Source organism: Streptodolium elevatio (genome assembly GCF_053592165.1).
In genome coordinates this window covers 40,334-65,189 of sequence record NZ_JBSFVE010000015.1, presented here as the reverse complement: position 1 = coordinate 65,189, position 24,856 = coordinate 40,334, and the positions used below count along the sequence as shown (strand labels likewise).

21 protein-coding genes and 1 pseudogene are annotated in these 24,856 nt (G+C 70.6%); 13 read left to right on the top strand and 9 right to left on the bottom strand.

Annotated features, from left to right (window positions below; translation table 11 throughout):
* Nucleotides 1-81 precede the first annotated feature (81 nt).
* From ACWD12_RS25785 to ACWD12_RS25760, 6 genes are all read left to right on the top strand, one after another.
* The gene (locus ACWD12_RS25785; RefSeq protein ID WP_450101535.1) at nucleotides 82-2,238 is read left to right on the top strand and encodes a protein kinase family protein; all 2,157 of its coding nucleotides are present in this window, start codon (nucleotides 82-84) and stop codon (nucleotides 2,236-2,238) included.
* 48 nt (nucleotides 2,239-2,286) lie between these two features.
* Nucleotides 2,287-2,973, top strand: coding sequence for an RNA polymerase sigma factor SigM (sigM, locus tag ACWD12_RS25780; RefSeq protein ID WP_450101534.1), 687 nt, complete (start codon nucleotides 2,287-2,289; stop codon nucleotides 2,971-2,973).
* Nucleotides 2,970-4,001 carry an anti-sigma factor family protein gene (locus ACWD12_RS25775; RefSeq protein ID WP_450101533.1) on the top strand — a complete coding sequence of 344 codons (1,032 nt, stop codon included), beginning with the start codon at nucleotides 2,970-2,972 and terminating at the stop codon, nucleotides 3,999-4,001. The genes sigM and ACWD12_RS25775 overlap by 4 nt, the downstream gene beginning before the upstream one ends.
* Nucleotides 4,002-4,159: 158 nt before the next feature.
* A complete protein-coding gene (gene trxB / locus ACWD12_RS25770) occupies nucleotides 4,160-5,113 on the top strand; it encodes a thioredoxin-disulfide reductase (protein WP_450101532.1) in 954 nt (317 codons plus the stop codon).
* A gap of 113 nt (nucleotides 5,114-5,226) precedes the next feature.
* Nucleotides 5,227-5,553 (top strand): thioredoxin, encoded by a 327-nt coding sequence (trxA, locus tag ACWD12_RS25765; protein ID WP_358362341.1) that lies wholly within the window; start codon nucleotides 5,227-5,229, stop codon nucleotides 5,551-5,553.
* Between the two features lie 182 nt (nucleotides 5,554-5,735).
* Entirely contained in the window at nucleotides 5,736-6,902 is a 1,167-nt protein-coding gene (locus ACWD12_RS25760; RefSeq protein WP_450101531.1) for an N-acetylmuramoyl-L-alanine amidase, read from the top strand.
* 241 nt (nucleotides 6,903-7,143) lie between these two features.
* Here the strand turns inward: ACWD12_RS25760 and ACWD12_RS25755 are convergent, their stop codons facing one another.
* A complete protein-coding gene (locus tag ACWD12_RS25755; protein ID WP_358362338.1) occupies nucleotides 7,144-7,398 on the bottom strand; it encodes a hypothetical protein in 255 nt (84 codons plus the stop codon).
* A gap of 208 nt (nucleotides 7,399-7,606) precedes the next feature.
* Between ACWD12_RS25755 and ACWD12_RS25750 the strand changes: the two genes are divergently transcribed.
* Complete coding sequence (locus ACWD12_RS25750) at nucleotides 7,607-8,938, top strand: aminotransferase-like domain-containing protein (RefSeq protein WP_450101530.1); 1,332 nt, start codon at nucleotides 7,607-7,609, stop codon at nucleotides 8,936-8,938.
* A 267-nt stretch (nucleotides 8,939-9,205) separates the two neighbouring features.
* Nucleotides 9,206-10,159: a D-alanine--D-alanine ligase family protein gene (locus ACWD12_RS25745; protein ID WP_358362335.1), complete on the top strand. Its 954-nt coding sequence runs from the start codon at nucleotides 9,206-9,208 to the stop codon at nucleotides 10,157-10,159.
* Between the two features lie 274 nt (nucleotides 10,160-10,433).
* Here the strand turns inward: ACWD12_RS25745 and ACWD12_RS25740 are convergent, their stop codons facing one another.
* From ACWD12_RS25740 to rpmH, 8 genes and pseudogenes are all read right to left on the bottom strand, one after another.
* Nucleotides 10,434-11,621: a ParB/RepB/Spo0J family partition protein gene (locus tag ACWD12_RS25740; RefSeq protein ID WP_450101529.1), complete on the bottom strand. Its 1,188-nt coding sequence runs from the start codon at nucleotides 11,619-11,621 to the stop codon at nucleotides 10,434-10,436.
* A complete protein-coding gene (locus ACWD12_RS25735; RefSeq protein ID WP_450101645.1) occupies nucleotides 11,618-12,625 on the bottom strand; it encodes a ParA family protein in 1,008 nt (335 codons plus the stop codon). Before ACWD12_RS25735 ends, ACWD12_RS25740 begins: the two co-directional genes overlap by 4 nt.
* Nucleotides 12,626-12,989: 364 nt before the next feature.
* On the bottom strand, nucleotides 12,990-13,775 hold the full coding sequence (gene rsmG / locus ACWD12_RS25730) for a 16S rRNA (guanine(527)-N(7))-methyltransferase RsmG (protein WP_435839177.1): 786 nt from the start codon (nucleotides 13,773-13,775) through the stop codon (nucleotides 12,990-12,992).
* Between the two features lie 338 nt (nucleotides 13,776-14,113).
* Nucleotides 14,114-14,665 (bottom strand): R3H domain-containing nucleic acid-binding protein, encoded by a 552-nt coding sequence (locus ACWD12_RS25725; protein WP_435839092.1) that lies wholly within the window; start codon nucleotides 14,663-14,665, stop codon nucleotides 14,114-14,116.
* 97 nt (nucleotides 14,666-14,762) lie between these two features.
* Complete coding sequence (gene yidC, locus ACWD12_RS25720) at nucleotides 14,763-15,965, bottom strand: membrane protein insertase YidC (RefSeq protein WP_435839093.1); 1,203 nt, start codon at nucleotides 15,963-15,965, stop codon at nucleotides 14,763-14,765.
* A 2-nt stretch (nucleotides 15,966-15,967) separates the two neighbouring features.
* On the bottom strand, nucleotides 15,968-16,309 hold the full coding sequence (gene yidD, locus ACWD12_RS25715) for a membrane protein insertion efficiency factor YidD (RefSeq protein ID WP_358356443.1): 342 nt from the start codon (nucleotides 16,307-16,309) through the stop codon (nucleotides 15,968-15,970).
* Between the two features lie 80 nt (nucleotides 16,310-16,389).
* Nucleotides 16,390-16,752: pseudogene (gene rnpA / locus ACWD12_RS25710) on the bottom strand (ribonuclease P protein component); the annotation flags it as partial.
* Nucleotides 16,753-16,781: 29 nt separating this feature from the next.
* Entirely contained in the window at nucleotides 16,782-16,919 is a 138-nt protein-coding gene (gene rpmH / locus ACWD12_RS25705; protein WP_010849920.1) for a 50S ribosomal protein L34, read from the bottom strand.
* A gap of 422 nt (nucleotides 16,920-17,341) precedes the next feature.
* Here rpmH and dnaA point away from each other — a divergent pair, with 422 nt between their 5' ends.
* The 5 genes from dnaA to ACWD12_RS25680 all read left to right on the top strand — a co-directional run bounded on the left by dnaA (nucleotide 17,342) and on the right by ACWD12_RS25680 (nucleotide 24,575).
* Nucleotides 17,342-19,477, top strand: a complete 2,136-nt coding sequence (gene dnaA, locus ACWD12_RS25700; RefSeq protein WP_358356449.1) for a chromosomal replication initiator protein DnaA — start codon at nucleotides 17,342-17,344, stop codon at nucleotides 19,475-19,477.
* A 1,032-nt stretch (nucleotides 19,478-20,509) separates the two neighbouring features.
* Nucleotides 20,510-21,640 carry a DNA polymerase III subunit beta gene (gene dnaN, locus ACWD12_RS25695; protein WP_358356451.1) on the top strand — a complete coding sequence of 377 codons (1,131 nt, stop codon included), beginning with the start codon at nucleotides 20,510-20,512 and terminating at the stop codon, nucleotides 21,638-21,640.
* A gap of 198 nt (nucleotides 21,641-21,838) precedes the next feature.
* The gene (gene gnd, locus ACWD12_RS25690; RefSeq protein WP_358356453.1) at nucleotides 21,839-22,717 is read left to right on the top strand and encodes a phosphogluconate dehydrogenase (NAD(+)-dependent, decarboxylating); all 879 of its coding nucleotides are present in this window, start codon (nucleotides 21,839-21,841) and stop codon (nucleotides 22,715-22,717) included.
* An 89-nt stretch (nucleotides 22,718-22,806) separates the two neighbouring features.
* Nucleotides 22,807-23,937, top strand: coding sequence for a DNA replication/repair protein RecF (recF, locus tag ACWD12_RS25685; RefSeq protein ID WP_450101528.1), 1,131 nt, complete (start codon nucleotides 22,807-22,809; stop codon nucleotides 23,935-23,937).
* On the top strand, nucleotides 23,934-24,575 hold the full coding sequence (locus tag ACWD12_RS25680; protein ID WP_450101527.1) for a DUF721 domain-containing protein: 642 nt from the start codon (nucleotides 23,934-23,936) through the stop codon (nucleotides 24,573-24,575). The genes recF and ACWD12_RS25680 overlap by 4 nt, the downstream gene beginning before the upstream one ends.
* Nucleotides 24,576-24,856: the final 281 nt, after the last annotated feature.

The following is a 24,856-nucleotide window of genomic DNA, read 5'->3' as shown; positions in this document are numbered from 1 at the left end:
CGTACGAAAGAGCAGGCGGGTGACGCGCCGTGCCGCCGCGCTCGTACGATGGGGCGGGGCTACGAGGAGGGTGAGTATACGGTGACGGACCGAACCGCAGGCTCCGTCCACCTGATGGCGGACGGCCCTTCCGGCTCCAGCACCCTCGACTCCGGCAAGACCGATACCGTCGACACCGATACCACCGGCTCCGACACCGATGCGAACACCGACACCGACACCGGCGGCAACTCCGGCACCGACATCAGCATTGACTCCAACTCCGGCACCGGCGCGGCCACCCGCGCGGACGGCGGCACCGAAAGCGGAACGGAAATAAGCGCGGTCAACGGCACTGCCGAGAGTGTCGGCGTCACCGACACCAACGAGGCGAAGGCGGCCGACGTCACGGCCGAGACCGTGGCACTCGACCCCGCCGCCGATGTGGCGGACACGATCGTGGACCACGAAGTCCCGGAGGCCCCTTCGGTGGACGGCAAGTCGGCAGAGGCCACCGCGGAGACGACTGTCGTTCCCGCCACCGACACGGACGACACCCCGGGCACCACCGACACCGAAGCCGCCGAGGACGCCCCGCAGCACGACCGACCCGCCGAGGTCGCCGCGGAGACCCGGGAGTTCGAGTCCGAGGAGGCCGAACCCCCGCGCCGGGTCGCGGACGTCGCACACGGGACGCGCTTCGCCGGGCGCTACCGGCTTGAGGACAAGCTCAGTTCGAACGGCAAGAGCGCCACGTGGCGGGCCGTCGACGAGAAGCTGCGCCGTGCCGTGGGCATCCACCTTGTGGCGGCCGGGAGCGAGCACGCGCGCAGCGTGATGGCCGCGGCCCGGGCGGCGGCGCTGGTCGGCGACCCCCGGTTCGTGCAGGTGCTCGACGCGGCCGAAGAGGACGGCCTCGTCTACGTGGTGAAGGAGTGGCTGCCGGACGCGGACAACCTGGCGTCGCTGCTGGCCACCAACCCGCTGCCGCCGCACGAGGCGTACGAGATGGCGCGCTCGGTCTCCGACGCCATGGCCGTCGCACACCGCGCGGGTCTGTCGCACCTGCGCCTCGACCCCGACAACGTGCTGCGCATGCACACCGGGCAGTACAAGATCGTCGGCCTGTCGGTCGAGGCGGCGCTGTACGGCCACGACACGACCGATGCGGCACGTGACGACACCCGTGCCATCGGCTCGCTGCTGTACGCGTGCCTGGCGCGGCGCTGGCCGGACGCGGCGGCGTACGGGCTGCCGCAGGCCCCGCGCAACGGCGACAAGCTGTGCACCCCCGGCCAGGTGAAGGCGCACGTGCACATGCCCCTCGAAGCGATCGCGATGCGGGCGCTCGGGCAGGAGTACAAGCACCAGGCGCCGTTCGAGGCCCCCGAGGACGTCGTCGCGGCCCTCGCGGCGATACCCACGGTGCTGCCGCCGGAGCCGGAACCGCCGGTGAGTGCGGCCGGTGCGGAGTTCGACGACGAGTACACCCCGACGGCGCTGCTGTCGCGCGGCAGTAGCGGCTACAACGGCGGTCCGCCGCGGGCGGTTGCCACCAGGTCCCCGGCGGGACCGCCGCCGGCGCTGGGCGGCGGCTTCGGCCGGTTCGTCAAGAGCATCGTCGCCGTCATCGTGCTCGTCGCGATCGTCTTGGCCACCTGGCAGATCGCCGTACACGTCAACAAGGACCGGGACGAACAGCCCGCCCCCACGCCCACCCCGAGCAGCAGCCCGCAGACCTCGGCACCTCCGGCGGCCGCTCCGCCGCAGACCGGGCAGCCGATCGCCGTCAGCGGCGCCAAGCAGTTCAGCCTGACCCCGAGCGGCGGTGCTGCCTCCGACTACCCCGAGAACGTGGGCCTCTCCTTCGACGGCAAGCCGGGCACGTCCTGGCGCCCGCAGAGCTACGTCGACGGGCCGGAGGCGAAGATACGGATGGGCATCGGCATCATCTACGACCTGGGGTCCGTACAGGATCTGCGCACCGCCCGGATCCAGCTCGCGGGCGACGGTGACCACACCACGCTCGCGATCTACGCCGCCGACCCCGGCGCTTCGTCGTTCCCGACCCGGCTGGACGGTTTCAGCCCGATCAAGGAAGCGACGACCCAGGGCGACGAGGTCACGTTCACGTTCGAGGCGCGGACGCGCTTCGTCCTCGTCTGGATGACCGCGATGCCGATGCAGCGCGGCGACGGCCAGCCCTTCTACAGCAGCGGCTACCAGAACGGCTTCGCCGAGGTCGGCTTCACCAGCTGATCCGTGCCAGGATGACCCCCGGAACTTTCCAGCCGCCGGGGGGTGAGCTTGAGCGCGGAGTCCGCGTACGTCGACGTGTCGGACGTCGACCTGCTCGCGCTGCACTCCTCCGGAGACGCGGACGCGTTCGGCGAGTTGGTGCGGCGACACCGCGACCGGCTCTGGGCCGTCGCGCTCCGCACCCTCGGTGACCGCGAAGAGGCCGCTGACGCCCTCCAGGACGCCCTGGTATCCGCCTACCGGGCGGCGGGGCGCTTCGAGGGCCGTGCGGCGGTCACGACGTGGCTGCACCGCATCGTGGTCAACGCGTGCCTCGACCGCGCGCGGCGCAAGGCCGCACGGCCGGCCGTACCGCTGCCCGAGGACCTCGACCAGCGCATCCCGGCGCCGGCCGGAGAGGACCCCGCGGTGCGCGGCGAGACGCGGGACGCCCTGTTGTCGGCGCTGGCGACGCTGCCGCCCGAACAGCGCGCGGCACTCGTCCTGGTGGACATGGAGGGCTACCCCGTCGACGAGGCCGCACGGGTCCTCGATGTCGCGCCCGGAACGATCAAGAGCCGCTGTGCGCGCGGCCGTGCCCGGCTGCTGCCGCTCGTCCGGCATCTACGCGAAGGGAACCAGGCGGCCGGGGCATCCGTCAGACCGTCGGACGACGGCACCGCGGCCGTGCGTCCCCGACCGCATGTGAACGGTGGAGGAACGGACGGGCATCGGGACGGAGGTGTGACGCGATGACCGCGCAGAACCGCATGGTCGGCCCGGACGGGCACGTGGACGTCGACGTCCTCTCCGACCTCGTCGAGGGGCTGCTCTCCGACCCGGAGGCCGCCGAGGTCCGAGCCCACGTCGCCGAGTGCGCCGAGTGCCGTGACACCGTCGACGCCCTTGCCGAGGTACGCGAACTCCTCGCCGCGCAGCCGGCCGAGCCGATGCCCGACGACGTCTACGCCCGGATCGAGTCCGCCCTCGCCGAGGCGGCGGGTGCGTCCGGCGGAGCCGCGGGAGCGGCGGGCGTCGACGCCGAGGTCCCCGCACCCCGTCCTTCGACGCGCCCCGACCTCGGGTCCCTGCCCCCACCCCGCCCGCGCGGCGTCCCCGAGGCATCGGCGAGGGTCGTCGATCTGGGCGAGGTACGCCGCAGGCGGCTCGCCCCCGGCCTGCTCGGCGCGGCGGCAGCGGTCGCCGCCGTACTGCTCCTGGTCGGAGTGGTCGTCAGCGGCGGCCTGGGCGGCTCTGATTCCGACAGCAACTCGGACAGTCAAGGCGCGGCCAGTGCGCCGCTGCAGGAACAGGGAACCGCCGGGAGGCCCGGCGGCCCGACAGGCGCCGGTCCGCCTGGGGCCGCGGCGCCGTCCGCGTCCTCGGCGGCGGCACTGCCGGAGTACCACGAGGACAACCTGCGCTCCCAGGTCGCCGCCCTGCTGGGACGGCAGGGTCGGCCCGGGCTCGGCAGCGACTCCGCCGAGACCACGACGAGCCGCCCGGCGGTCCCGGACGCCCCCGGCGTGAAGGGCGCGGCGGCAGGCGTTCCGCGTTGCGTCACCGAAGCAGCCGAGGACGAGGCCGCGGGCCGCAGCCTCATCGCGTCCGAGCGGGCCCGCTACCTGGATCAGGTCGCGTACGTCCTCGTGTACACCCGGGACAGCGCGAGCGTCGACGTGGTCGTCGTCTCCGCCGCGTGCGACGAGCCCGCGACGGTGTCCGCGAGCAGGTCACCGGTGGCCTCGTGGGTGCTCCTCAGCCGCATCGTCCCCACGCGCTGAGGACCGGGCGCAGGCGTGGTAGAGACGGGAATGGCGCGGACCTAGGATCGGTTGAGCGGACAGTGCCGCACCCCGCAGTACGGGGGTGGCCCCGCAACCACCGGCATAGCCGTCCGACGTACCCGGCCGGCTCGACGAGAAGCAGGGATGGGCCCAGCGTGAGCGACGTCCGTAACGTGATCATCATCGGTTCCGGCCCGGCCGGATACACGGCCGCCGTCTACGCCGCACGCGCCGACCTGACGCCGCTCGTCTTCGAGGGCGCGGTCACGGCGGGCGGCGCCCTCATGAACACCACCGAGGTCGAGAACTTCCCCGGCTGGCCCGAGGGCATCATGGGCCCGGACCTGATGGACAACCTGCGCAAGCAGGCCGAGCGCTTCGGCGCCGAGCTGGTCGCCGACGACATCGTCGAGGCCGAGCTCGAGGGCGACATCAAGGTGGTCAAGGACGGCTCGGGCAACGTGCACCGCGCCAAGGCCGTGATCCTCGCGACCGGTTCCGCGTACCGCGAGCTGGGTTTGCCGAACGAGAAGGAACTGTCCGGGCACGGCGTCTCGTGGTGCGCCACGTGCGACGGCTTCTTCTTCCGCAACCAGCACATCGCGGTGGTCGGCGGCGGCGACTCGGCGATCGAGGAGGCGACGTTCCTGTCCCGCTTCGCGACGACGGTGACGGTCATCCACCGCCGTGAGGAGCTGCGCGCCTCGAAGATCATGCAGGACCGCGCGTTCGCCAACGACAAGATCAAGTTCGCGTGGAACAGCGAGGTCGCGGAGATCGTCGGCGACGGCAAGCTGACCGGCGTGAAGCTGCGCGACACGGTCACCGGCGAACTGCGCGACCTGGCGGTCACGGGCCTGTTCATCGCGATCGGCCACGAGCCGCGCACCGAGCTGCTCAAGGACCAGATCGATCTGGACGAGGAAGGGTACGTGAAGGTCACGCACCCGACCCAGCACACGAACCTCACCGGCGTCTTCGCGTGCGGCGACGTCGTGGACCACATCTACCGCCAGGCCATCACCGCGGCCGGCAGCGGCTGCGCCGCGGCCCTGGACGCCGAGCGGTACCTGGAGGACCTCAAGCACCGCGAAGAGGTCTCCGTCTGACCCCGCACGACCCCGCGTACCGCAGCTTCTCCTACCGCAGCTTCTCGTCGCCGACGGCGGCGAGCACCGAGCCGGGCATCCGCCGACCGAGCCCTACCACCAAAGGAGCCACCATGGCCGAGGGCATCATCAAGACGACCGACAAGACCTTCGACGCCGAAGTGCTCCAGAGCGACAAGCCCGTGCTGGTCGACTTCTGGGCCGAGTGGTGCGGGCCGTGCCGCCAGATCGCCCCGGCGCTGGAGCAGATCGCGGCGGAGCACGGCGACAAGCTCGGCATCGCCAAGCTGAACATCGACGAGAACCCGGAGATCACCACCCGGTACGGCGTCATGTCGATCCCGACCCTGCACGTCTACCAGGGCGGCGAGATCGTCAAGACCATCGTCGGCGCCAAGCCGAAGTCGCTGCTCCTGAAGGAGCTTGCGGACTTCATCTGAGCGACGTCCGACCGACCCGCCGAGCACCGTCCGGCGGGGCCGCGCGAAGGAAGGCGCCTCCCGGAACCGGGGGGTGCCTTCCGCGCGTGTTGAGGCCCGGAGCACGCGGCGCGGGCAGGTTCGCGTGCGGTCCGGCGCGCGTACGATCGAGTGTCGCGTCCATCTCGGGAGGATTCCGTTCCATGACCTTGCAGCGGCAGTACCGACGCGGAGACACCGGCCCTGCCGTGGCCGAGATCAGATCCAAATTGGTGCTGCTGGGCCTGCTCGCCGCCGACGCCCGGGTCGACCAGGACCCGGACCGCGGCGACGACGCGCTCTTCGACGACGCGGTGGACCGCGCGGTGCGGCACTTCCAGCAGCAGCGGGCCCTCACCGTCGACGGCATCGTGGGCCCCGAGACCTACCGCCAGCTCGACGAGGCCCGCTGGCGGCTCGGGGACCGCGTCCTCTCCTACTCGGTGAGCCACATGATGGTCGGCGACGACGTCGCCACCCTCCAACAGCGCCTGCTCGACATGGGCTTCGACTGCGGGCGCGTCGACGGCCTCCTCGGCCCCGGCACCGAGCGCGCGCTGCGCGACTTCCAGCGCAACTACGGGCTGCGCGCCGACGGCACCTGCGGCCCGGCGACGTTCCGCGCGCTGGACCGGCTCGCGCGCACGGTGGTCGGCGGGCAGCCGCACGCGATGCGCGAGTCGGAGCTGATCCACCGGTCGGGTCCGGCACTCTCCGGCAAGATCCTCGTGATCGACCCCGGACACGGCGGCACCGACCCCGGCGTGGTCGCGCACGGGCTGAGCGAGGCCGACGTGATGTGGGACCTCGCCCGCCGCCTGGAGGGCCGCCTGTCGGCGCTCGGCGTCCAGGCGTACCTGACCCGGGGACTGGACGGCGACGGCGTCGTGGTGGCCGAGGAGCAGCGCGCGGCGTTCGCCAACGCGACCGACGCGGACCTTGTCATCTCGCTGCACGCGGACCGCAACGACAACGCGCAGGCGCGCGGCGTCGCGACGTTCTACTACGGGAGCGGCAGCGACGCGCACGGGCTGCGCTCCCCCACCGGGGAACGCTTCGCCGGGCTCGTGCAGCGCGAGCTGGTGGCACGCACCGGCATGGTCGACTGCCGTACGCACGGCAAGGCGTGGCCGCTCCTGCGCAGCACCCGGATGCCCGCGGTGCGGGTCGAGCTCGGCTACCTGACGAACCCCGAGGACGCCGCGCTGCTGACCCAGGCGGCGTTCCGCGACATGGCGGCCGAGTCGATCGTGGTCGCGTTGCAGCGGCTGTACCTGCCGCCGGACCAGGACGAGCCGACGGGCATGCTGCGGCTGCCGGCCTTCATCTGAGGGTGGCCCGGCGAATCCGACGGCGGCCTGCGGTCGCCGGGTGAGCGGCAGGTGAGAAGAGAACGCCGAGGGCGGTCCGGAGACTCTCCGGACCGCCCTCGGCGTTCTCGCGGTTCTTGCGGTTCGCGCGGTGCCTGCGGTGCCGCGGCTCGGCTTTCACGGCCTGCCCGGTTTCACAACCGGTTCGGTCGACCAGGGTTCACGGCTCCGAGTCCATGACGCATGGCTCAGGTTTCACGGCTCAGGTTTCACGTGAAACGTGCGCCATCGCTTCGTCGCCGAACTCCGGGGCGGGCTCCCCCACCAGCACCAGCTGCGGGTTGCCCGGCAGGACACGGTCCTCGGCGGGGAGTTCGCGCACCGGGACCGCCGGGCCGTCCGGCAACCACGCGCGCTGATCGCGCGTCTCCGGACGGGACGAGGTGAGGAAGCCGCCCACGAAGCCGCCGACGACGCCGACTCCGAGGCCGGTGATAACCCATCGCACCGAGCGCATGGGGCCCTCCAGAATGGGTGGTTACGCCAAGACGCATGGTAATCGCCCGCCGCCCACCCGACCCAATGCGGCTGTACGACGCAGACGGTTTGTCCGCCGAAGACCACTCCTATGGCGGCAATCACAGCGCGCCGAGTCGTGCGATTTCGCATACTCGGTGGAACAGCAGCAGGTTCGACCACCCGCATCGCCTCAAGGAGGCCGGTACGTGAACGTCCCGCAGAGCTCCCCCGGATCCCGTCTCGACAACTATGTCGACCGCTACGCCGCCCGTACGGCCGGCATGACGGCCTCCGAGGTACGAGCTCTGTTCGCCGTGGCATCACGGCCCGAGGTCGTCTCACTCGCCGGCGGTATGCCCAATATCAACGCGCTCCCGCTCGACGCGGTCGCCGACACCGTCGCCCGCCTGGTCGCCGAGCGCGGCACCGTGGCACTGCAGTACGGCTCGGGTCAGGGCGACGAGACCCTGCGCGGGCAGATCTGCGACGTCATGCGCCTCGAAGGCATCGACGCGCATCCCGACGACATCACGGTGACCGTCGGCTCGCAGCAGGCCCTCGATCTGGTGACCCGCATCTTCATCGACCCCGGGGACGTCATCCTGGCCGAGGCCCCCAGCTACGTGGGCGCGCTGTCGACCTTCGCGTCGTACCAGGCGAACGTCGTGCACGTCGGCATGGACGACGACGGGCTCATCCCCGAGCACCTGGAGAACGCGATCGCCGCGGTGCGCGCTTCCGGCAAGCGGGCCAAGTTCCTCTACACGATCCCGAACTTCCACAACCCGATGGGCGTCTGCCTGTCGCCGGAACGGCGGGCCCGGATCCTGGAGATCTGCCGCGCCGCGGATCTGCTGATCGTCGAGGACAACCCGTACGGATTGCTGGGCTTCGACGGCGACCCGATGCGTGCGCTGCGCGCCGACGACGCCGACGGGGTCGTCTACCTTGGCTCGTTCTCCAAGACCTTCGCGCCGGGTCTGCGCGTCGGGTGGGCGGTCTCCCCGCACGCGGTCCGCGAGAAGCTGGTGCTGGCGGCCGAGGCCTCCGTACTCAGCCCGCCGGTCTTCTCCCAGATGACGGTGTCCGCGTATCTGGAGACGCAGCCGTGGCGGGCGCAGATCAAGACGTACCGCGAGATGTACCGCGAGCGCCGCGACGCGACGCTCGACGCGCTGCGCACCTACATGCCGCCCGGCGCCACGTGGACGAACCCGGCCGGCGGCTTCTTCGTCTGGGTGACCCTGCCGGAGGGCCTCGACGCCAAGGCGATGCTGCCGCGCGCGGTCACCGCCCGGGTCGCGTACGTGCCCGGCACCGCCTTCTACGCCGACGGCTTCGGGGCGTCCTCGATGCGCCTGTCGTTCTGCTATCCGACCCCGGACCGGATCCGCGAGGGGGTACGCCGCCTCGCGGGCGTCATCTCGCAGGAGCTGGAACTGCGGTCGATGTTCGGCGGCCCGGGCGCCGGCCCCGCACTGCCGGGCGGCGCCTCGCCGTCTCCGACCACCCAGGCGCCGGGACCGGACCTCGCGTGAGCGACGCTCGGACGAGCGTCGGCGGATCGGCGGTGTTTCACGTGGAACGATGCTCGGGCCGGGGCGGTCCGTTACCGCGTCCCGCGCGTTTCACGTGAAACCCGCGGGCACCGGCTCGCACCGCCACGGCTGCACCGGCGGCCGCGCGACGGCTCCTCCTCTCGGCTCGCCGTCGCCTCCGCCTCCGCCTCCCCCGTCTCTCCCCGTCTCCCCAAGGGGTATCCGACCACCATGCCCCCGAACTCCCTCCCGAAAGGACCACCACGGATGAGCGACCTCGGCCGCGTCGTCGTACTCGCCGGCGGGCTGTCGCACGAGCGCGACGTGTCGCTGCGCTCCGGCCGCCGGATCGCCGACGCCCTCCGGGCGATCGATGTGGACGTCGAGGTCCTGGACGTCGACGGACGGCTGCTGTCCGCACTGGCCGCCGACCGGCCGGACGTCGTCTTCCCGGCGCTGCACGGGTCCTACGGGGAGGACGGCGCGGTGCGCGATGTGCTGGACCTGCTCGGCATCCCGTACGTGGGCTCCGGTCCGGACGCTTCGCGGACCGCCTTCGACAAGCCGATGGCGAAGGCGGTGCTGCGCGCCGCCGGGGTGCGGACCCCCGACTCGGTGGCCCTCCCCCACGACACCTTCCGGGACCTGGGCGCGTCCGCCGTCCTGGAGGCGATCGTCGCGCGGTTCGGACTCCCGCTCTTCGTGAAGCCCGCTCGCGGCGGCTCGGCGCTCGGCGCCTCGGTCGCGCGTACCGTCGAGGAGCTGTCCTCGGCGATGGTGGGGGCGTTCTCGTACGGCGACGTCGCACTGGTCGAGACCTACCTCGAAGGAACCGAGGTCGCGGTGTCGGTCGTGGACACCGGATCGGGTCCGGAGGCACTGCCGATCGTCGAGATCGTGCCGGACTCCGGGGTGTACGACTACACGGCCCGCTACACGGCTGGAACGACGGAGTTCTTCGTCCCCTCCCGACTCGATCCGGAAGCCGCTCAGGCGGCCGCACAGACGGCTCTGACGGCCCACCAGGTCCTGCGGCTGCGCGACGTCTCGCGTACGGACCTCATCGTCGACGCCGCGGGCACCGCGTGGTTCCTGGAGTCCAACGTCGCTCCGGGGATGACCGAGACGAGCCTGCTGCCCCAGGCGGTCGCCGCGGCCGGCCTCGACGCGGGCGTCCTCTACCGGGAGTTGCTGCACCGGGCGGTGTCGCGTTCCACGTGAAACGCGGATGCGCCGAAGCGCCGAGGCCCGAATGTGCCGAGGCGTCGGGGGCTCTGTTCCACGTGAAACACCGGCGCACCGAGCGGTACCGAACAGTGCCTCGTGGCCCGGCCACCCGGGCCACGAGGAGCGCACCACGCGACACCCGTGACGTGTTCCACGTGAAACGTCGGGTCTCGGATGCACGGTGACAATGCCGAGGGCCCCACGGACGATGTCCGTGGGGCCCTGGGCATTGCCGACCCGGTCCGCCCGGCGTCGGTACGCGCTCCGGCTATCCCGCAGCCGACTCCGCATCGTCCGAAGTACGGCTGCGCAGGCGCGCGAGCACCCGCTCCTCCCCCGGCGCCATGACCGAGAGGATGCGCTCCAGGTCCTCCACCGTCGCGAACTCGACGATGACCTTGCCCTTCTTCTGGCCGACGGCGATGCTCACGCTGGTCTCGAACCGGTCCTTGAGGCGGGTCTCCAGGTGGTCGATCTCCGCGGCCCGCCGCGTGCCCGCCCGCGCCCGGTTCTGCTTCTTCGGCTTGGCCGGGCCGTTGCGCTCCTCCTCGGCCTGCTGGAGATACACGATCTCCTCGACCGAACGCACCGACAGCTCCTCGGCGATGATGCGTTTGGCGAGCGCGATCTGCGCCTCGGGGTCCGACAGCCCGAGCAGCGACCGCGCATGGCTGGCGGACAACGTGCCGGCCTGCAGCTTGGACTGCACCTCCGGCGGCAGCCGGAGCAGCCGCAGCGTGTTGGTCACCTGAGGCCGGGACCGGCCGATGCGGGCGGCCAGTTCCTCCTGCGTGCAGTCGAAGTCCTTGAGCAACTGGTCGTAGGCGGCAGCCTCCTCGATCGCGTTGAGCTCCGAGCGGTGCAGGTTCTCCAGCAGCGCGTCGAGGAGCATCTTGTTGTCGTCGGTGGCCCGCACGATCGCCGGGATGGTGGTGAGCCCGGCGGCCTTCGAGGCGCGCAGCCTGCGCTCGCCCATGATGAGCTCGTACGCGTCGGCGCCCGTCTGCCGGACCACGATCGGTTGGAGCAGGCCCACTTCCCGGATGGAGTGGACCAGCTCGCCCATCGGCTCTTCTTTGAAGTCGTCACGCGGCTGACGCGGGTTCGGCATGATCGCGTCGACCGGCAGCTCGGCGAAGAACGCCCCGTGCACGGTGGCGGGTTCGGCCGGCGCCGCGGACTCGTCGGGCTCGTCGCGCCGCACCGGGGTCGGCTCGGCCGGCACCACACTCCCCGGCACCACGCTTCCGGGCACCACGCTTCCGGGCACCACCGGCCGCACCGGCTCGATGACCGCCGGAGCCGCCGGATCCGGGATGACCACGGGCCAGGACGTGGGCGACGTCTTGGGCTCGGGGAGCGTCGTGGCGAGTGCCGTTTCGACCGCCGCGGGCTGCTCGGACGAGGGGATCAGCGATGCGAGCCCCCGGCCCAGACCCCTGCGCTTCTCGTTCACTGTGCCCCCTTCGTTTCTGCGGCGATCCCACGAAGCGCGATCTCGCGCGCCGCCTCAAGATACGACAAGGCACCGCTGGATCCCGGATCGTAGGTCATCACCGTCTGCCCGTAACTGGGCGCCTCGGAGATCCGCACGGAACGCGGGATCGATGTGTTCAACACCTCGGCGGCGAAGTGGTCACGCACCTCCTGGGCGACCTGTGAGGCCAACCGGGTCCGGGCGTCGTACATGGTCAACAGGATGGTCGAGACGTGGAGTTGCGGGTTCAGGTGGCCGCGTACCAGCTCGACGTTGCGCAGCAACTGGCCCAGCCCCTCCAGCGCGTAGTACTCGCACTGGATCGGGATGACCACCTCGCGACCGGCCACCAGCGCGTTCACGGTCAGCAGACCGAGCGACGGCGGGCAGTCGATCAGGATGTAGTCCAGGGGCTGTTCGTACGCCTCGATGGCCCGCTGCAACCGGCTCTCCCGGGCCACCAGCGACACCAGTTCGATCTCCGCGCCGGCGAGGTCGATCGTCGCGGGGGCGCAGAACAGCCCCTCGACGTCCACCACCGGCTGCACGACCTCGGCGAGGTCCTTACCCTCGACCAGGACGTCGTAGATCGACGGCACGCTCGCGTGATGGTCTATCCCCAGCGCGGTGGACGCGTTGCCCTGCGGGTCGAGGTCGACCACCAGGACGCGGGCGCCGTGCAGGGCGAGTGCGGCCGCGAGGTTCACGGTCGACGTGGTCTTGCCGACGCCGCCCTTCTGGTTCGCGACGACCATGACCCGCGTCTCCGCAGGCCTCGGCAGTCCCTCGGCGGCCGCCCGGCTGGTTTCGACGGCCTGGCGAGCGGCCCGCGCGATGGGGGTGTCGTCCACCAACTCCGGTTCGGTTTCACGTGAAACTTCGCCGGGGGCGGTGCCGGGACCACCCGGCGGATAGGGATCCCGAGGCCCCGGCACGGGGTCCGTCGGCGAGTCGTGGAATCCCCCGTGCGGCTGAGTGGGCAGGGCAGTTCCCCCTGCCGGCCCGCCCTGCCCGGGGGCGGTGACGTCGGACGACAACGGTCCACTCTCCTCTGCTGCCAGAACCCCGGCGGAGCCACGCGCCCCGTCGGCATTCTCAGAGACTGCCATGTTCGGCGGTCGTTGCGGGCGAGGGGAGCGAACCTGCTGGATCTTTGAAGCCTCCGGGACGCCGAGCTGCGCGGCCCATTTGCGCTTCCACGGAAGTCGTTTCACGTGAAACACGATGCCCGGCGCGATCACGAAGAGGCTTCGCGACACACCGGGCACTTACAACATGAGTCACATATCCGACGGATCGGATCAATCTCCGAACAATCAGCAGAACTCCGATCGAAGTGCGGTGGGCTCAGCCACGCCGCCCCGAACGGCCGCCGCGGGTCGAACCCTTGGCGCCGGTACGGCCGTTCCTCGCGGCCTTGCGGGCTCCCCGGGCGGGGGGACGTACGACTTCACCCATCCGGACGCGTACAACGGTGGTCAGCGGGTCCACGATGCCCTCCCCCACCTGGACGACGTCCCAGCCGACCGCACCGAGCTTGCGCAGATCCGCCTCGGACTCCTGCAGCTCCGCAGCCGCGGTGTCCCCCTTCAACGCCAGCATTTCGCCCCCGGAGCGCAGCAACGGCAGGCCCCAGCCCGCGAGTCGGGACAGCGGTGCGACGGCCCGGGCGGTCACCACATCGGAGGCGATGCTGCCGCGTACCTCCTCGGCACGACCACGCAGCACCTCGACGTGGTCGAGGCCCAACTCGCGCACCACCTCGTCGAGGAAGGTGGTACGCCGCAGCAACGGCTCCACCAGCGTGATCCGCAGGTCCGGGCGCACGAGTGCCAGCGGAATGCCGGGAAGCCCGCCACCGGACCCCACGTCGTGCACCACGGCACCTTCGGGCACCAGCTCGGCGAGCACGCCGCAGTTGAGCAGATGGCGCTCCCACAGGCGCGAGACCTCCCGGGGGCCGATCAGCCCACGACGTACCCCTATGTCGGCCAGGATGTCGGCGTAGCGCACCGCGAGGCCGAGGTTGTCACCGAACAGGCGCGCCGCGGCGTCCGGCGCCTCGGGGGCCCGCTCGGCGGGCTCCCCGGCACCACGCTTCGGCCGCCCGCCCGGGGACGTCTCGTCCTCCACGTGGCCGTGCTCGCCGGAGGACGGCCCGCCGGTCTCCCGGCCGGCCTCACCCGGCACCTCGCCCTTGCCGGAGCCGTGCGCGTCCTGGGGACGACCCCCGGACCCCTTGCTTGCCTCACCTGCTGTCTCGTGTTCCACGTGGCTGTGCCCGCCCGGGGGACAACCCCCGGACCCCCGGCCTACCTCACCCGCTGTCTCGTGTTCCACGTGAAACATCTTCCCAGGAACGGCCGGGGCCCCGCCCTTTCACAGGCGGGGCCCCGGCGACGGATCTGCTCGGTTCAGGACGGCGGGACCGCGCCCGCGCGGTGGCCGCGCGGGTGCGGTCCGGCGGCTCCTCAGGCCGGCAGGACGACGACGCAGCGCTGGGGCTCTTCGCCCTCCGACTCGCTGCGCAGTCCGGACTCGGCGACCGTGTCGTGCACAACCTTGCGCTCGAACGGCGTCATCGCCTTCATCTTGACCGACTCGCCGGTCTCCTTGACCTGCTCGACCGCCTCGGTCGCCAGGCGTGCCAGGTCCTGGCGGCGCTTGGCGCGGAAGCCGGCGATGTCGAGCATGAGGCGGCTGCGCTCGCCCGTCTCGCGGTGCACGGCGAGACGGGTCAGCTCCTGGAGCGCCTCCAGGACCTCGCCCTCCCGGCCCACGAGCCGGTTGAGGTCGCCGGACGCCGCATCGGCGTCCTCGGCCGCGATCACGGAGACCGAGGCGCGGCCGCCCTCGACGTCCATGTCGATGTCGCCGTCGAGGTCGGCGATGTCGAGCAGGGCTTCCAGGTAGTCGGCCGCGATCTCGCCTTCCTGCTCCAGACGGCTGATGTCCTCCGCGGTCAGAGTGATACGCCGCGGCGTCGCGGGGGTGTCGACGGCGGGGGTCGTGCCTTCCGTCACAGGGGTGCTCCTCACTACTTCTCGAACGCTGCGCGTCTTCTCGGAGCCGGGACGGGCCGGCCGGGCAGGGACGGGCCCTGGCGTCGGCCTGCCCCGGTCAGGACTTCTTGCGTCCCTGGTTCTTGCGGCTCTGCGTCTGCTTGCGGGCGGGCCTCGGCCGGCCGTTGGCCGCACCACCGCTCGCGCCGCCGGTGTTCCCGCTGCCGCCGGAGGTCTCGCCCGGGGTGGCGTCGGCCCCGATGGAGGGGGTGCCGTTGGTGCCAGTGGGAGGCGTCCTGGCCGTCGAGCCCTTGACGGTGGAGCGCTGCGCCGGGGAGCCCTGCGTACCGCCGCCGCCCTTGCGCTTGGACTTGGTGGTGCGGGACGGCTGGGTGCGCTTGGCGGCCCGCTCCTTCTCCTCCGCGAGCTTCGCCTCGTACTCCGCGGCGTCGACCACGTCGCCCTCGGGCGTCAGGACCTTGCCCTTCTTGCGCGCCTTCTCGGCAAGCCGCTCCTGGCGGGCGGTGAACGCGAGGCTGCCGGGCGTGGGGTTGCGCTGGATGACGAAGAGCTGCTGGCCCATGGTCCACAGGTTGGTGGTCAGCCAGTAGAGGAGCACGCCCACCGGGAAGTTGACACCGAAGACGGCGAACATGATGGGGAAGACGTACATCAGGATCTTCTGCTGCTGCGCGAACGGGTTCGCGGCCATCGCGGCAGGGTCCGTGTTCTTCACCATCAGCTGGCGCTGCGTGATGAACTGCGACGCCGACATCATCAGGATCATCACGACGGTGACGATGCGGACCGTGGTGATGTCCGCGCCGCCGAGGTTCGCGAGCTTGTCGGCACCGTCGGTGAACTTGGCCGCCAGCGGGGCGCCGAAGATGTGCGCTTCCTTCGCCGAGTCGACCTGGCTCTGGTTCAGCACGCCCACCGTGCGGCCGCCCGACACGCGGTTGAGCACGTGGAAGAGCGCGAAGAAGAACGGCATCTGCACAAGGATGGGGAGACAGCTCGAAAGCGGGTTCGTCCCCGTTTCCTTGTAGAGCTTCATCATCTCCTGGGACTGGCGCTCTTTGTCGTTCTTGTAGCGGTTCTGGATCTCTTTGATCTTCGGCTGCAGGATCTGCATGTTCCGGGTGGCCCGGATCTGCTTCACGAACAGCGGGATCAGACAGATCCGGATCAGCACCACCAGACAGACGATGGAGAGGCCCCAGGCCCACCCGCTGTCCTCGCCGAAGAGCGGGCTGAACAGCTTGTGGAACTGCAGGATGATCCAGGAAACGGCGTCGTAGAGGGGGTTAAGTAGCCCCACGGTCAGGCTCCTCGGGCGATGGTGTGCGCACCGTGCACGTGATCGCCGTGCTCGGCGACGCACTCGGTACGGGAGGTCTTCTGCGCCTCGGGGGCTGCCCCGGAGGACCGGAGACGCCATGGGCGGCGGGTACGCGGCGGCACGGGATCGACTCCACCGGCGTTCCAGGGGTTGCAGCGCAGGATGCGCCACACGGTCAGGTACGTGCCTTTGATCGCGCCGTGCGTGGAGATCGCCTCGTACCCGTAGCGCGAGCAGCTCGGGTAGAACCGGCACACCGGCCCCAGCATCGGACTGATCGTCCACTGATAGAGCCTGATGAGCCCCATGAGCAGGTACTTCATGGCCTCGCCCCTGGCTGGGCCCCTGTCCGGGCCTCGGTGTCACCCGACGGCGGGGGTGCCGCGTGTGTCTCCTTGGAACGACCGAGCAGTCGGCCCAGTGCCGCATCCAGGTCGCCGGCGAGTTCGGCGAACCCGGCATCGGCCGCCGACGGCAGGGCGCGTACCACGACCAGGCTACCTTCCGGCAGCAACGCCAGACGGTCTCGGACCAGATGGCGGAGGCGGCGCTTGACGCGGTTGCGCACCACCGCCGGCCCGACGGCCTTGCTCACGACGAAACCCGCACGCGGCGGCGGGGTCTCCCCTGCGGACACGTGCGGGTCCGTGGAACTGCCGGGCCGTGCGATGTGAACCACGAGCAGCGGTCGTCCGGCGCGTCGTCCGCGTCGGACGGCCACGGCGAACTCGTCGCGGCGCCTCAGCCGGTTGGCGGGAGGGAGCACGGTGAACCGCCTCCTCTCCGCACCGAAGATCAGGCGGACAGCTCGGCGCGACCCTTGCGGCGGCGGGCAGCCAGGATGGCGCGGCCGGCGCGGGTGCGCATGCGCAGCCGGAACCCGTGGGTCTTCGCCCGGCGACGGTTGTTCGGCTGGAAGGTGCGCTTGCTCACTCGGGGGCTCCAGGATTTGACTCGGAGGCTGGCGGGATTTGCCGCCAACCATCACCGAACGTCCGCAGGGCATTTACGGACATGCGGCAGCGGTCGTCGACAACTAGACCGGCTTACGGTACGTACCAACGCCCGTTGCGGTCAAATGGGGGACACGACCGCGTCTCCGGGCGAAGGCCCCGGCCGACGCCCCCGAGGGCGTCCCAGCCCGCAGTGTACGCCGTCTAGCTGGGAAGACACCGTATTCACAGCCTGTGGACAACGGGTTGAGCCGGGGCCCGCCCGACGACTACCGTGGTGGGTTCTGCTCCCCGTCGCCCGCCCCCGCATTCGGTGACGGCCCTCCCGATCGACTTTCCGGTCGTCACGATCGACGCGATCGGCCCGCCGCCCCGTAACGACGCAAGAAAGAGCGTGCACCCGTGGCTGACATCACCAGCGACCTCGCCGCAGTGTGGGCACGGTTCCTGGAACGACTGGCCACAGATGAAAGCGTCGAGGCCAAGGACCGCTCGTGGTTGCAGCGCACGCAACCGCTCGCGTTGATCTCCGACACCGTATTGCTGGCGGCGCCCAACGAGTTCGCGAAGCAGGTGCTCGACGGGCGGCTGCGGCACATGGTGACGGACACGCTGAGCCAGGGCTTCGGGCGGGCCATCACCTTCGCGGTGACGGTGGAGCCGGGTGCGGCGGGCGAGGCGGCGTACGGCCAGGAGGGGTACCAGCCGGAGCCCTATCAACAAGAGCCGTATCAACAGGAGTCCTATCCACAGCAGGACTCCTACGGTCCGCCGCAGCACTACCGCCCTGAGCCGTACCCGGGCAGCGACCCCTATGCCCAGGACTACCGGCCAGACCGCTACGGGCCCGCGCCGCGGTACCCGCAGCGGGACCCGCGCGAGCCGCAGTACGACCCGCGGGATCTGCGGGACCAGCGCGATGCGCGCGACACCCGTGATCCCCGCGACCCTCGGGATCCTCGTGACCCCCGGGACGGCCGGGACCCGCGGGACCACCGCGAGCGGGATCCGCGCGAGCAGTACGACCAGGGCGGCTACGGGCCGGACCGCTACGGCCCCGGCCGGTACCCGCAGGACGGGTACGGCCAGGACCCGTACGCGTCGGAGCACCGCTACGGCGGCGACACGCCGTACCGCCCCGGCCAGTTCGGGCAGGAGGACCACCGCGGTCCGAACGGCCACGATCCCGACCACGGTTCGCCGCTGCCCGCGCAGAAATCCCCCGGCGGGGAAATGCCGGGGCAGGGTGGCGCATCAAGTGACCACAAAACGCCCGGCGCATCAATTCCGGCGGAAGAGGGCACGCTGTTCTCGGGGCGCGATGATCTGATCAACGCTCCTGTGATCAACGCACCGGGGACTTTTTCCACAGCGGCTGTCCACAGCTTTGTGGACAATTCGATTCATGGATCCGACGACAGAATGCCGTCGTCACCCGCGCGGCCCAGTGCCCGGCCCGATGCGCGTCCTGGAACCGGCCGCGAGCAGCTTTCGCCGGGCAAGGAGAACGAGCCGGCCGCCCGGCTGAATCCGAAGTACCTCTTCGAGACGTTCGTCATCGGGTCCAGCAACCGGTTCGCCCATGCGGCGGCGGTCGCGGTCGCCGAGGCGCCGGCCAAGGCGTACAACCCGCTGTTCATCTACGGCGAGTCCGGCCTCGGCAAGACCCACCTCCTGCACGCGATCGGGCACTACGCGCGCAGCCTCTACCCCGGGACCCGGGTGCGGTACGTGAGTTCCGAGGAGTTCACCAACGAGTTCATCAACTCGATCCGCGACGGCAAGGCCGACGGCTTCCGACGCCGCTACCGCGATGTGGACGTCCTGCTCGTCGACGACATCCAGTTCCTGGAGACGAAGGAGCAGACGCAGGAGGAGTTCTTCCACACCTTCAATACGCTCCACAACGCCAACAAGCAGATCGTCATCTCGTCGGACCGGCCGCCCAAGCAACTCGTGACTCTGGAAGACCGGTTGCGGAACCGCTTCGAGTGGGGTCTCATCACCGATGTGCAGCCGCCTGAGCTGGAGACACGCATCGCGATCCTCCGCAAGAAGGCGATCCAGGAGGGGCTCAACGCTCCCCCGGACGTCCTGGAGTACATCGCCAGCAAGATTTCGCGGAACATCCGTGAGCTCGAGGGTGCGCTGATCCGCGTCACCGCCTTCGCGAGCCTGAACCGGCAGCCGGTCGACCTCCAGCTCACCGAGATCGTGCTGAAGGACCTCATCCCGGACAGCGCCGGCCCGGAGATCACGGCGGGCACGATCATGGCGCACACCGCGTCGTACTTCGGCCTCTCCGTCGAGGACCTGTGCGGGACTTCGCGCAGCCGGGTGCTGGTGACGGCCCGTCAGATCGCCATGTACCTGTGCCGTGAGCTCACCGATCTGTCGCTGCCCAAGATCGGCGCGCAGTTCGGCGGCCGCGACCACACGACGGTGATGCACGCGGACCGCAAGATCCGCTCCCTGATGGCCGAACGGCGCTCGATCTACAACCAGGTCACCGAGCTGACCAACCGCATCAAGAGCTGAGCCCGCGGCGGGTGGCCGCCAACCGCCCGCCGTCGTACGCCAGTTCGCCCGTTCGCCAGTTCGCTCGCAGGCCCGCTCCCGCCCCGGGGACGGGCCTTTGGTCTGTCCCCGGCCTTGTGACCGGCCTGTCTCCCCCGCTTGTCCCCAGGCCGGCCCCTTGGCCCCTGGGCTGTCCTCAGCCTGCCTGTGGCGTGCCTGTGGGGTGTGTCTGTGGCACGTCCCGGAACCTCCCCGCGGTCCCGAGAAGCCTCGTAATGCCCCTCCGACAGCCCCGAACGGCTTCCCCGAGCGCCTCCAACTGCCTTGCAGCAGTGTGACTTTCGTCTCATCGTCCCCCGATCGGCCGAGTTATCCACCGACAAGCGGGGAAACCGGCGTCCACACCGTGGGGAAGACTGTGCGTCACCCGGGTTGCCCACAGGGGCTGGGTACGCCGCACTCGAACAGCCTGGTCATCCCCCTGTGGATCTGTGCATCGCGACTGTCCACACTCTGTGGACAACCTTCGGCGCACACTTGTCCACACTCCCGGTCCACCGGTTGTCCACCGGTTGTCCACCGCATCGGGCCGGTTGTCCCCAGGTTGTCCACGGAACTGTCCACAGACCGGGCCCTTTCACCCGATCCAGTGAATACCTGGCCGATGAGGGCACACAAACCATGGGGACAACCCGTTGCCAAGTTGGGGATTGATTGGGGACAACTGGGGGTAAGGCTGGGGACGGCCTGTGGAGCGGATTCCGTCGTCCACAGCGACAGGGGGTTTGTCCACCGGTTACCCACACCCCTGAAGTGGACAAAATTGTGGCTCTGACCTGCGCAGACAACGGTTATCCACGGTATCCACACCCCCTACTACTACGACTACCTAGATAACCCTGGGATTGATCGTCTAAAGGTGGGGTGGGCGCCGATCTGTGGACCACGCCGCAGCGAGGGGTGCGAGCGGGCTGTCGGCCCGGTGCGTCAGACTGTGGGCACACATCCAGTGCCAGACATCAGGCAAGCGGCAGCAGCAGGAGGCGGTGACCGGTGAAGTTCCGGGTCGAGCGTGACGTTCTGGCGGACGCGGTGGCGTGGACCGCCCGGAGCCTCCCGGCCAGGCCCGCCGTCCCCGTGCTGGCCGGCCTGCTCCTTGAGGCGGGCGACGGGTCGCTGACCCTGTCGAGCTTCGACTACGAGGTGTCGGCGAGGGTGGGGATCGAGGCCGACATCGAGGACGCGGGCCGCATCCTCGTCTCCGGCCGCCTGCTCGCCGACATCTGCCGCAGCTTGCCGAACCGCCCGGTGGAGGTGTCCACAGACGGTGCAAAGGTGGCCGTGGTGTGCGGCAGCGCGCGGTTCACACTCCCCACACTTCCTGTGGAGGACTACCCGTCGCTCCCCGAAATGCCCACCGCCGCCGGCTCGGTGGCCGGCGATGTCTTCGCCGCCGCGGTGGCCCAGGTGGCCATCGCCGCCGGTCGTGACGACACGCTGCCGATGCTCACCGGTGTGCGCATCGAGATCGAGGGCGACACGGTCACGCTCGCCGCGACCGACCGCTACCGGCTCGCCGTCCGCGAGTTCCTGTGGAAGCCGGACCAGCCGGGCCTGTCCTCGATCGCACTGGTGCCCGCGAAGACGCTGAACGACACCGCCAAGGCGCTGACCAACGGCGACAGCATCCAGATCGCCCTGGCCGGCGACAAGCTCGGCGAGGGCATGATCGGCTTCGAGGGCGCGGGGCGGCGTACCACCACCCGCCTGCTGGAAGGCGAATTCCCCAAGTACCGCGCGCTGTTCCCGGGTGAGTCCGCGACCGTCGCGACCGTCGGGACCGCGCCGTTCGTGGACGCCGTCAAGCGCGTCTCGCTGGTCGCCGAGCGCAACACCCCGGTGCGCCTGACCTTCAGCGACGGCCGTCTCGTGCTGGAAGCGGGATCGGGCGACGAGGCCCAGGCCTCCGAGGCGTTGGACGCGTCGCTGACCGGCGACGACATCTCCATCGCCTTCAACCCGGCCTTCCTGCTCGACGGCCTGAGCGCGATCGACTCGCCGGTCGCCCAGCTGTCCTTCACGACGTCGACCAAGCCCGCGGTGATGACCGGCAAGCCCGACATGGACGCCGAGGCCACCGACGAGTACCGCTACTTGATCATGCCGGTCCGGCTCTCCGGCTGAGCCCGCTGACGTGATCCGTATGGACGCGTACGAGGCCCGCGGCAGGAATGCCGCGGGCATTCGGGCGTGTTCTGGGCCTTCCGGGTACCTTCCCGGCGCCCGCACCGGCACACCGATGTCTGAACGCCCCCACAAAGGGCACCAGCAGACGGTGCCGTAACCCATCGGCATCAGGGCAGCGAACGAAGGAAGCAGGACATGGAGCTCGGACTCGTCGGTCTCGGCAAGATGGGCGGCAACATGCGCGAGCGGATCCGCCGCGCCGGCCACACGGTCGTCGGCTACGACCGCAACCCCGATGTCGCCGATGTGGACAGCCTCAAGGCGCTTGTGGACAGCCTGCCCGCGCCGCGCGTGGTGTGGGTGATGGTCCCGGCCGGAGGGCCGACCGCCTCCACCATCGACGAGCTGGCGGAACTCCTCTCCCCCGGTGACGTCGTCGTCGACGGCGGCAACTCGCGCTACACGGACGACATCGAGCACGGCAAGACCCTGGGCGACAAGAACATCGGCTTCGTCGACTGCGGTGTCAGCGGCGGCGTGTGGGGCCTGGAGAACGGCTACGCCCTCATGTGCGGCGGCACCGACGAGGACGTCGCGAAGGTCCAGCCGATCTTCGACGCGCTCAAGCCCGAGGGCGACTCCGGCTTCGTGCACGCCGGCAAGGTCGGTGCCGGGCACTTCGCCAAGATGGTCCACAACGGCATCGAGTACGCCATGATGCAGGCGTTCGCCGAGGGCTGGGAGCTGATGGAGGCGTCGGACGAGGTCACCGACGTACGCGAGGTCTTCCGCAGCTGGCAGGAGGGCACCGTCATCCGCTCGTGGCTGCTCGACCTGGCGGTGCGCGCGCTAGACGAGGATGAGCACCTGGCCAAGCTCAAGGGGTATGCACAGGACTCCGGCGAGGGCCGATGGACTGTGGAGGCGGCGATCGACCTGGCCGTCCCGCTGCCCGCGATCACCGCGTCGCTGTTCGCGCGCTTCGCGTCGCGGCAGGACGACTCCCCCTCGATGAAGATGGTCGCCGCGCTGCGCAACCAATTCGGCGGCCACGCGGTCGAGTCCAGCAAGTAGCCGGCGGCCGCGGGCCAGCCCCCGGAACGACGGCACCACGGTTTTCCACAGCGAGGGGAGGCCGGCGCGCAGGCGCCGTATCGTCAGCCATGCACGTCGCGCACCTTTCACTCGCCGACTTCCGGTCGTACGCCCGGGTCGAGGTCCCGCTCGATCCGGGCGTCACCGCGTTCGTCGGGCCCAACGGCCAGGGCAAGACCAACCTCGTCGAGGCGATCGGCTACCTCGCCACGCTCGGCAGCCACCGGGTCGCCAACGACGCCCCGCTGGTCCGGCTCGGTGCCGAACGGGCGTATGTGCGCGCCGGCATCGTCCGCGACGGCCGGACCACGCTGGCCGAGTTGGAGATCAACCCGGGGCGCGCGAACCGCGCTCGCGTCAACCGCTCCCCCGTGCCCAAGCCCCGCGAGATCCTCGGCCTGCTGCGCACCGTGCTGTTCGCTCCCGAGGACCTGGCACTCGTGAAGGGCGACCCGGGCGAGCGGCGGCGCTTCCTCGACGAGCTCCTGACCGCGCGGGCGCCACGCATGCTGGGCGTACGGCAGGACTACGACCGTGTGCTCAAGCAGCGCAATGCGCTGCTGCGTACCGCGGCGATGGCCCGTCGCGCGGGCGGCCGCAACGCGTCGCTGAGCACGCTCGACGTCTGGGATTCGCATCTCGCCGTCGCGGGCGCGGAATTGACCGCAGCCCGCATCGAACTGTCCACAGTCCTGCAGCCGTTGGTGGACAAGTCCTACGACGTGCTGTCCTCGGGCGGCGGCCCGACACTGCTCGAGTACCGCAGCTCCATAGGCGACGAACCGCTCCCCGCGGACCGCCAATTGATCCACGACGCGCTGGCCGCGGCGATCGAGCGGCAGCGTCCCCAGGAGATCGAACGCGGCGTCACCCTGGTCGGGCCGCACCGCGACGACATGCTCCTCAAGTTGGGGCCGCTGCCCGCGAAGGGCTATGCCAGCCACGGCGAATCGTGGTCGTACGCGCTCGCGCTGCGGCTCGCGTCGTACGAACTGCTCCGCTCCGACGGCGGTGAGCCGGTGCTGATCCTCGACGACGTGTTCGCCGAACTGGACGTGCGCCGCCGCGAACGGCTCGCGGCGCTGGTGGCGCCGGGCGAACAGGTGCTGGTCACCGCCGCCGTCGAGGAGGACGTGCCGGCCGCTCTCGAAGGCGCGCGGTTCACGGTGGCCGCGGGCGAGGTCCGGAGGACGGTATGAGCGGAGGGCCGATCGGGGCAGGATCCCCGGGGGCGTCCGGCGGCGCCGAACTCCCGGGGCAGGCCGGGCCGTCCGACGACGCCCCGCCGTCCGCGAGCCTGTCCACAGGTGCTTCGGCGGGCGTGTCCGCGAGTTCGTCCACAAGCGCGTCCACACCGGCGACCGCGGACGGTGTGGAGAAGAAGGGCATCGACCTCGCGCGCGCCGCGCTCATGCAGGCGCGCGCGCAGGCGCGTAGTAGACACGAGCAGCAGCAGGAGCGGCGGGACGGCAGGCGCGGCCTGCGCCGCAGCGGCTCCGGCCCCGACGACCGCGACCCGCAGCCGCTGCGCCGCGTCATGGGGCGCATGATCGCCGAACGCGGCTGGCAGACACCGGCGGCCGTGCACGGGGTGATGGGCCGTTGGACGGACATCGTCGGTCCCGGCATCGCGGCGCACTGCGCGCCGGAGAAGTTCGAGGACGGCCGCCTCGTGGTGCGTACCGACTCGGACAACTACGCCACGCACGTGCGTTGGCTCGCCCCCAAGCTGCTCGCGCGCATCAACCAGGAGCTCGGGGACGGCACGGTCACCTATATCGAGGTGCGCGGTCCCGCCGGCGAGCGGCGCCGCGGGCGCTGGAGCGCGGGCTCCTGAACCGGGCCCGACCGGGTTCTGAACCGGGAGACCGGCTTGCCCGTACCGAGGGCGGACGGTACCCGCACACGGGCGGCAGCCCTTCGCCGAAGGGGGGCGCGGTGCGCGCCAACCGGCTGTCGCACCCACCTGACACCCTGTCATGGCGGACGCGGGTCAAGGCGCGCCAGCGGCCATGAGAGCCCCGAAACACCCCCATACGCATGGGGGGACTTGTGGAAAGGTCTCCCAGGACGCCACACGCGAACTCAGGCCCCTTGGTAACCGGTCTTTGTGTCGCT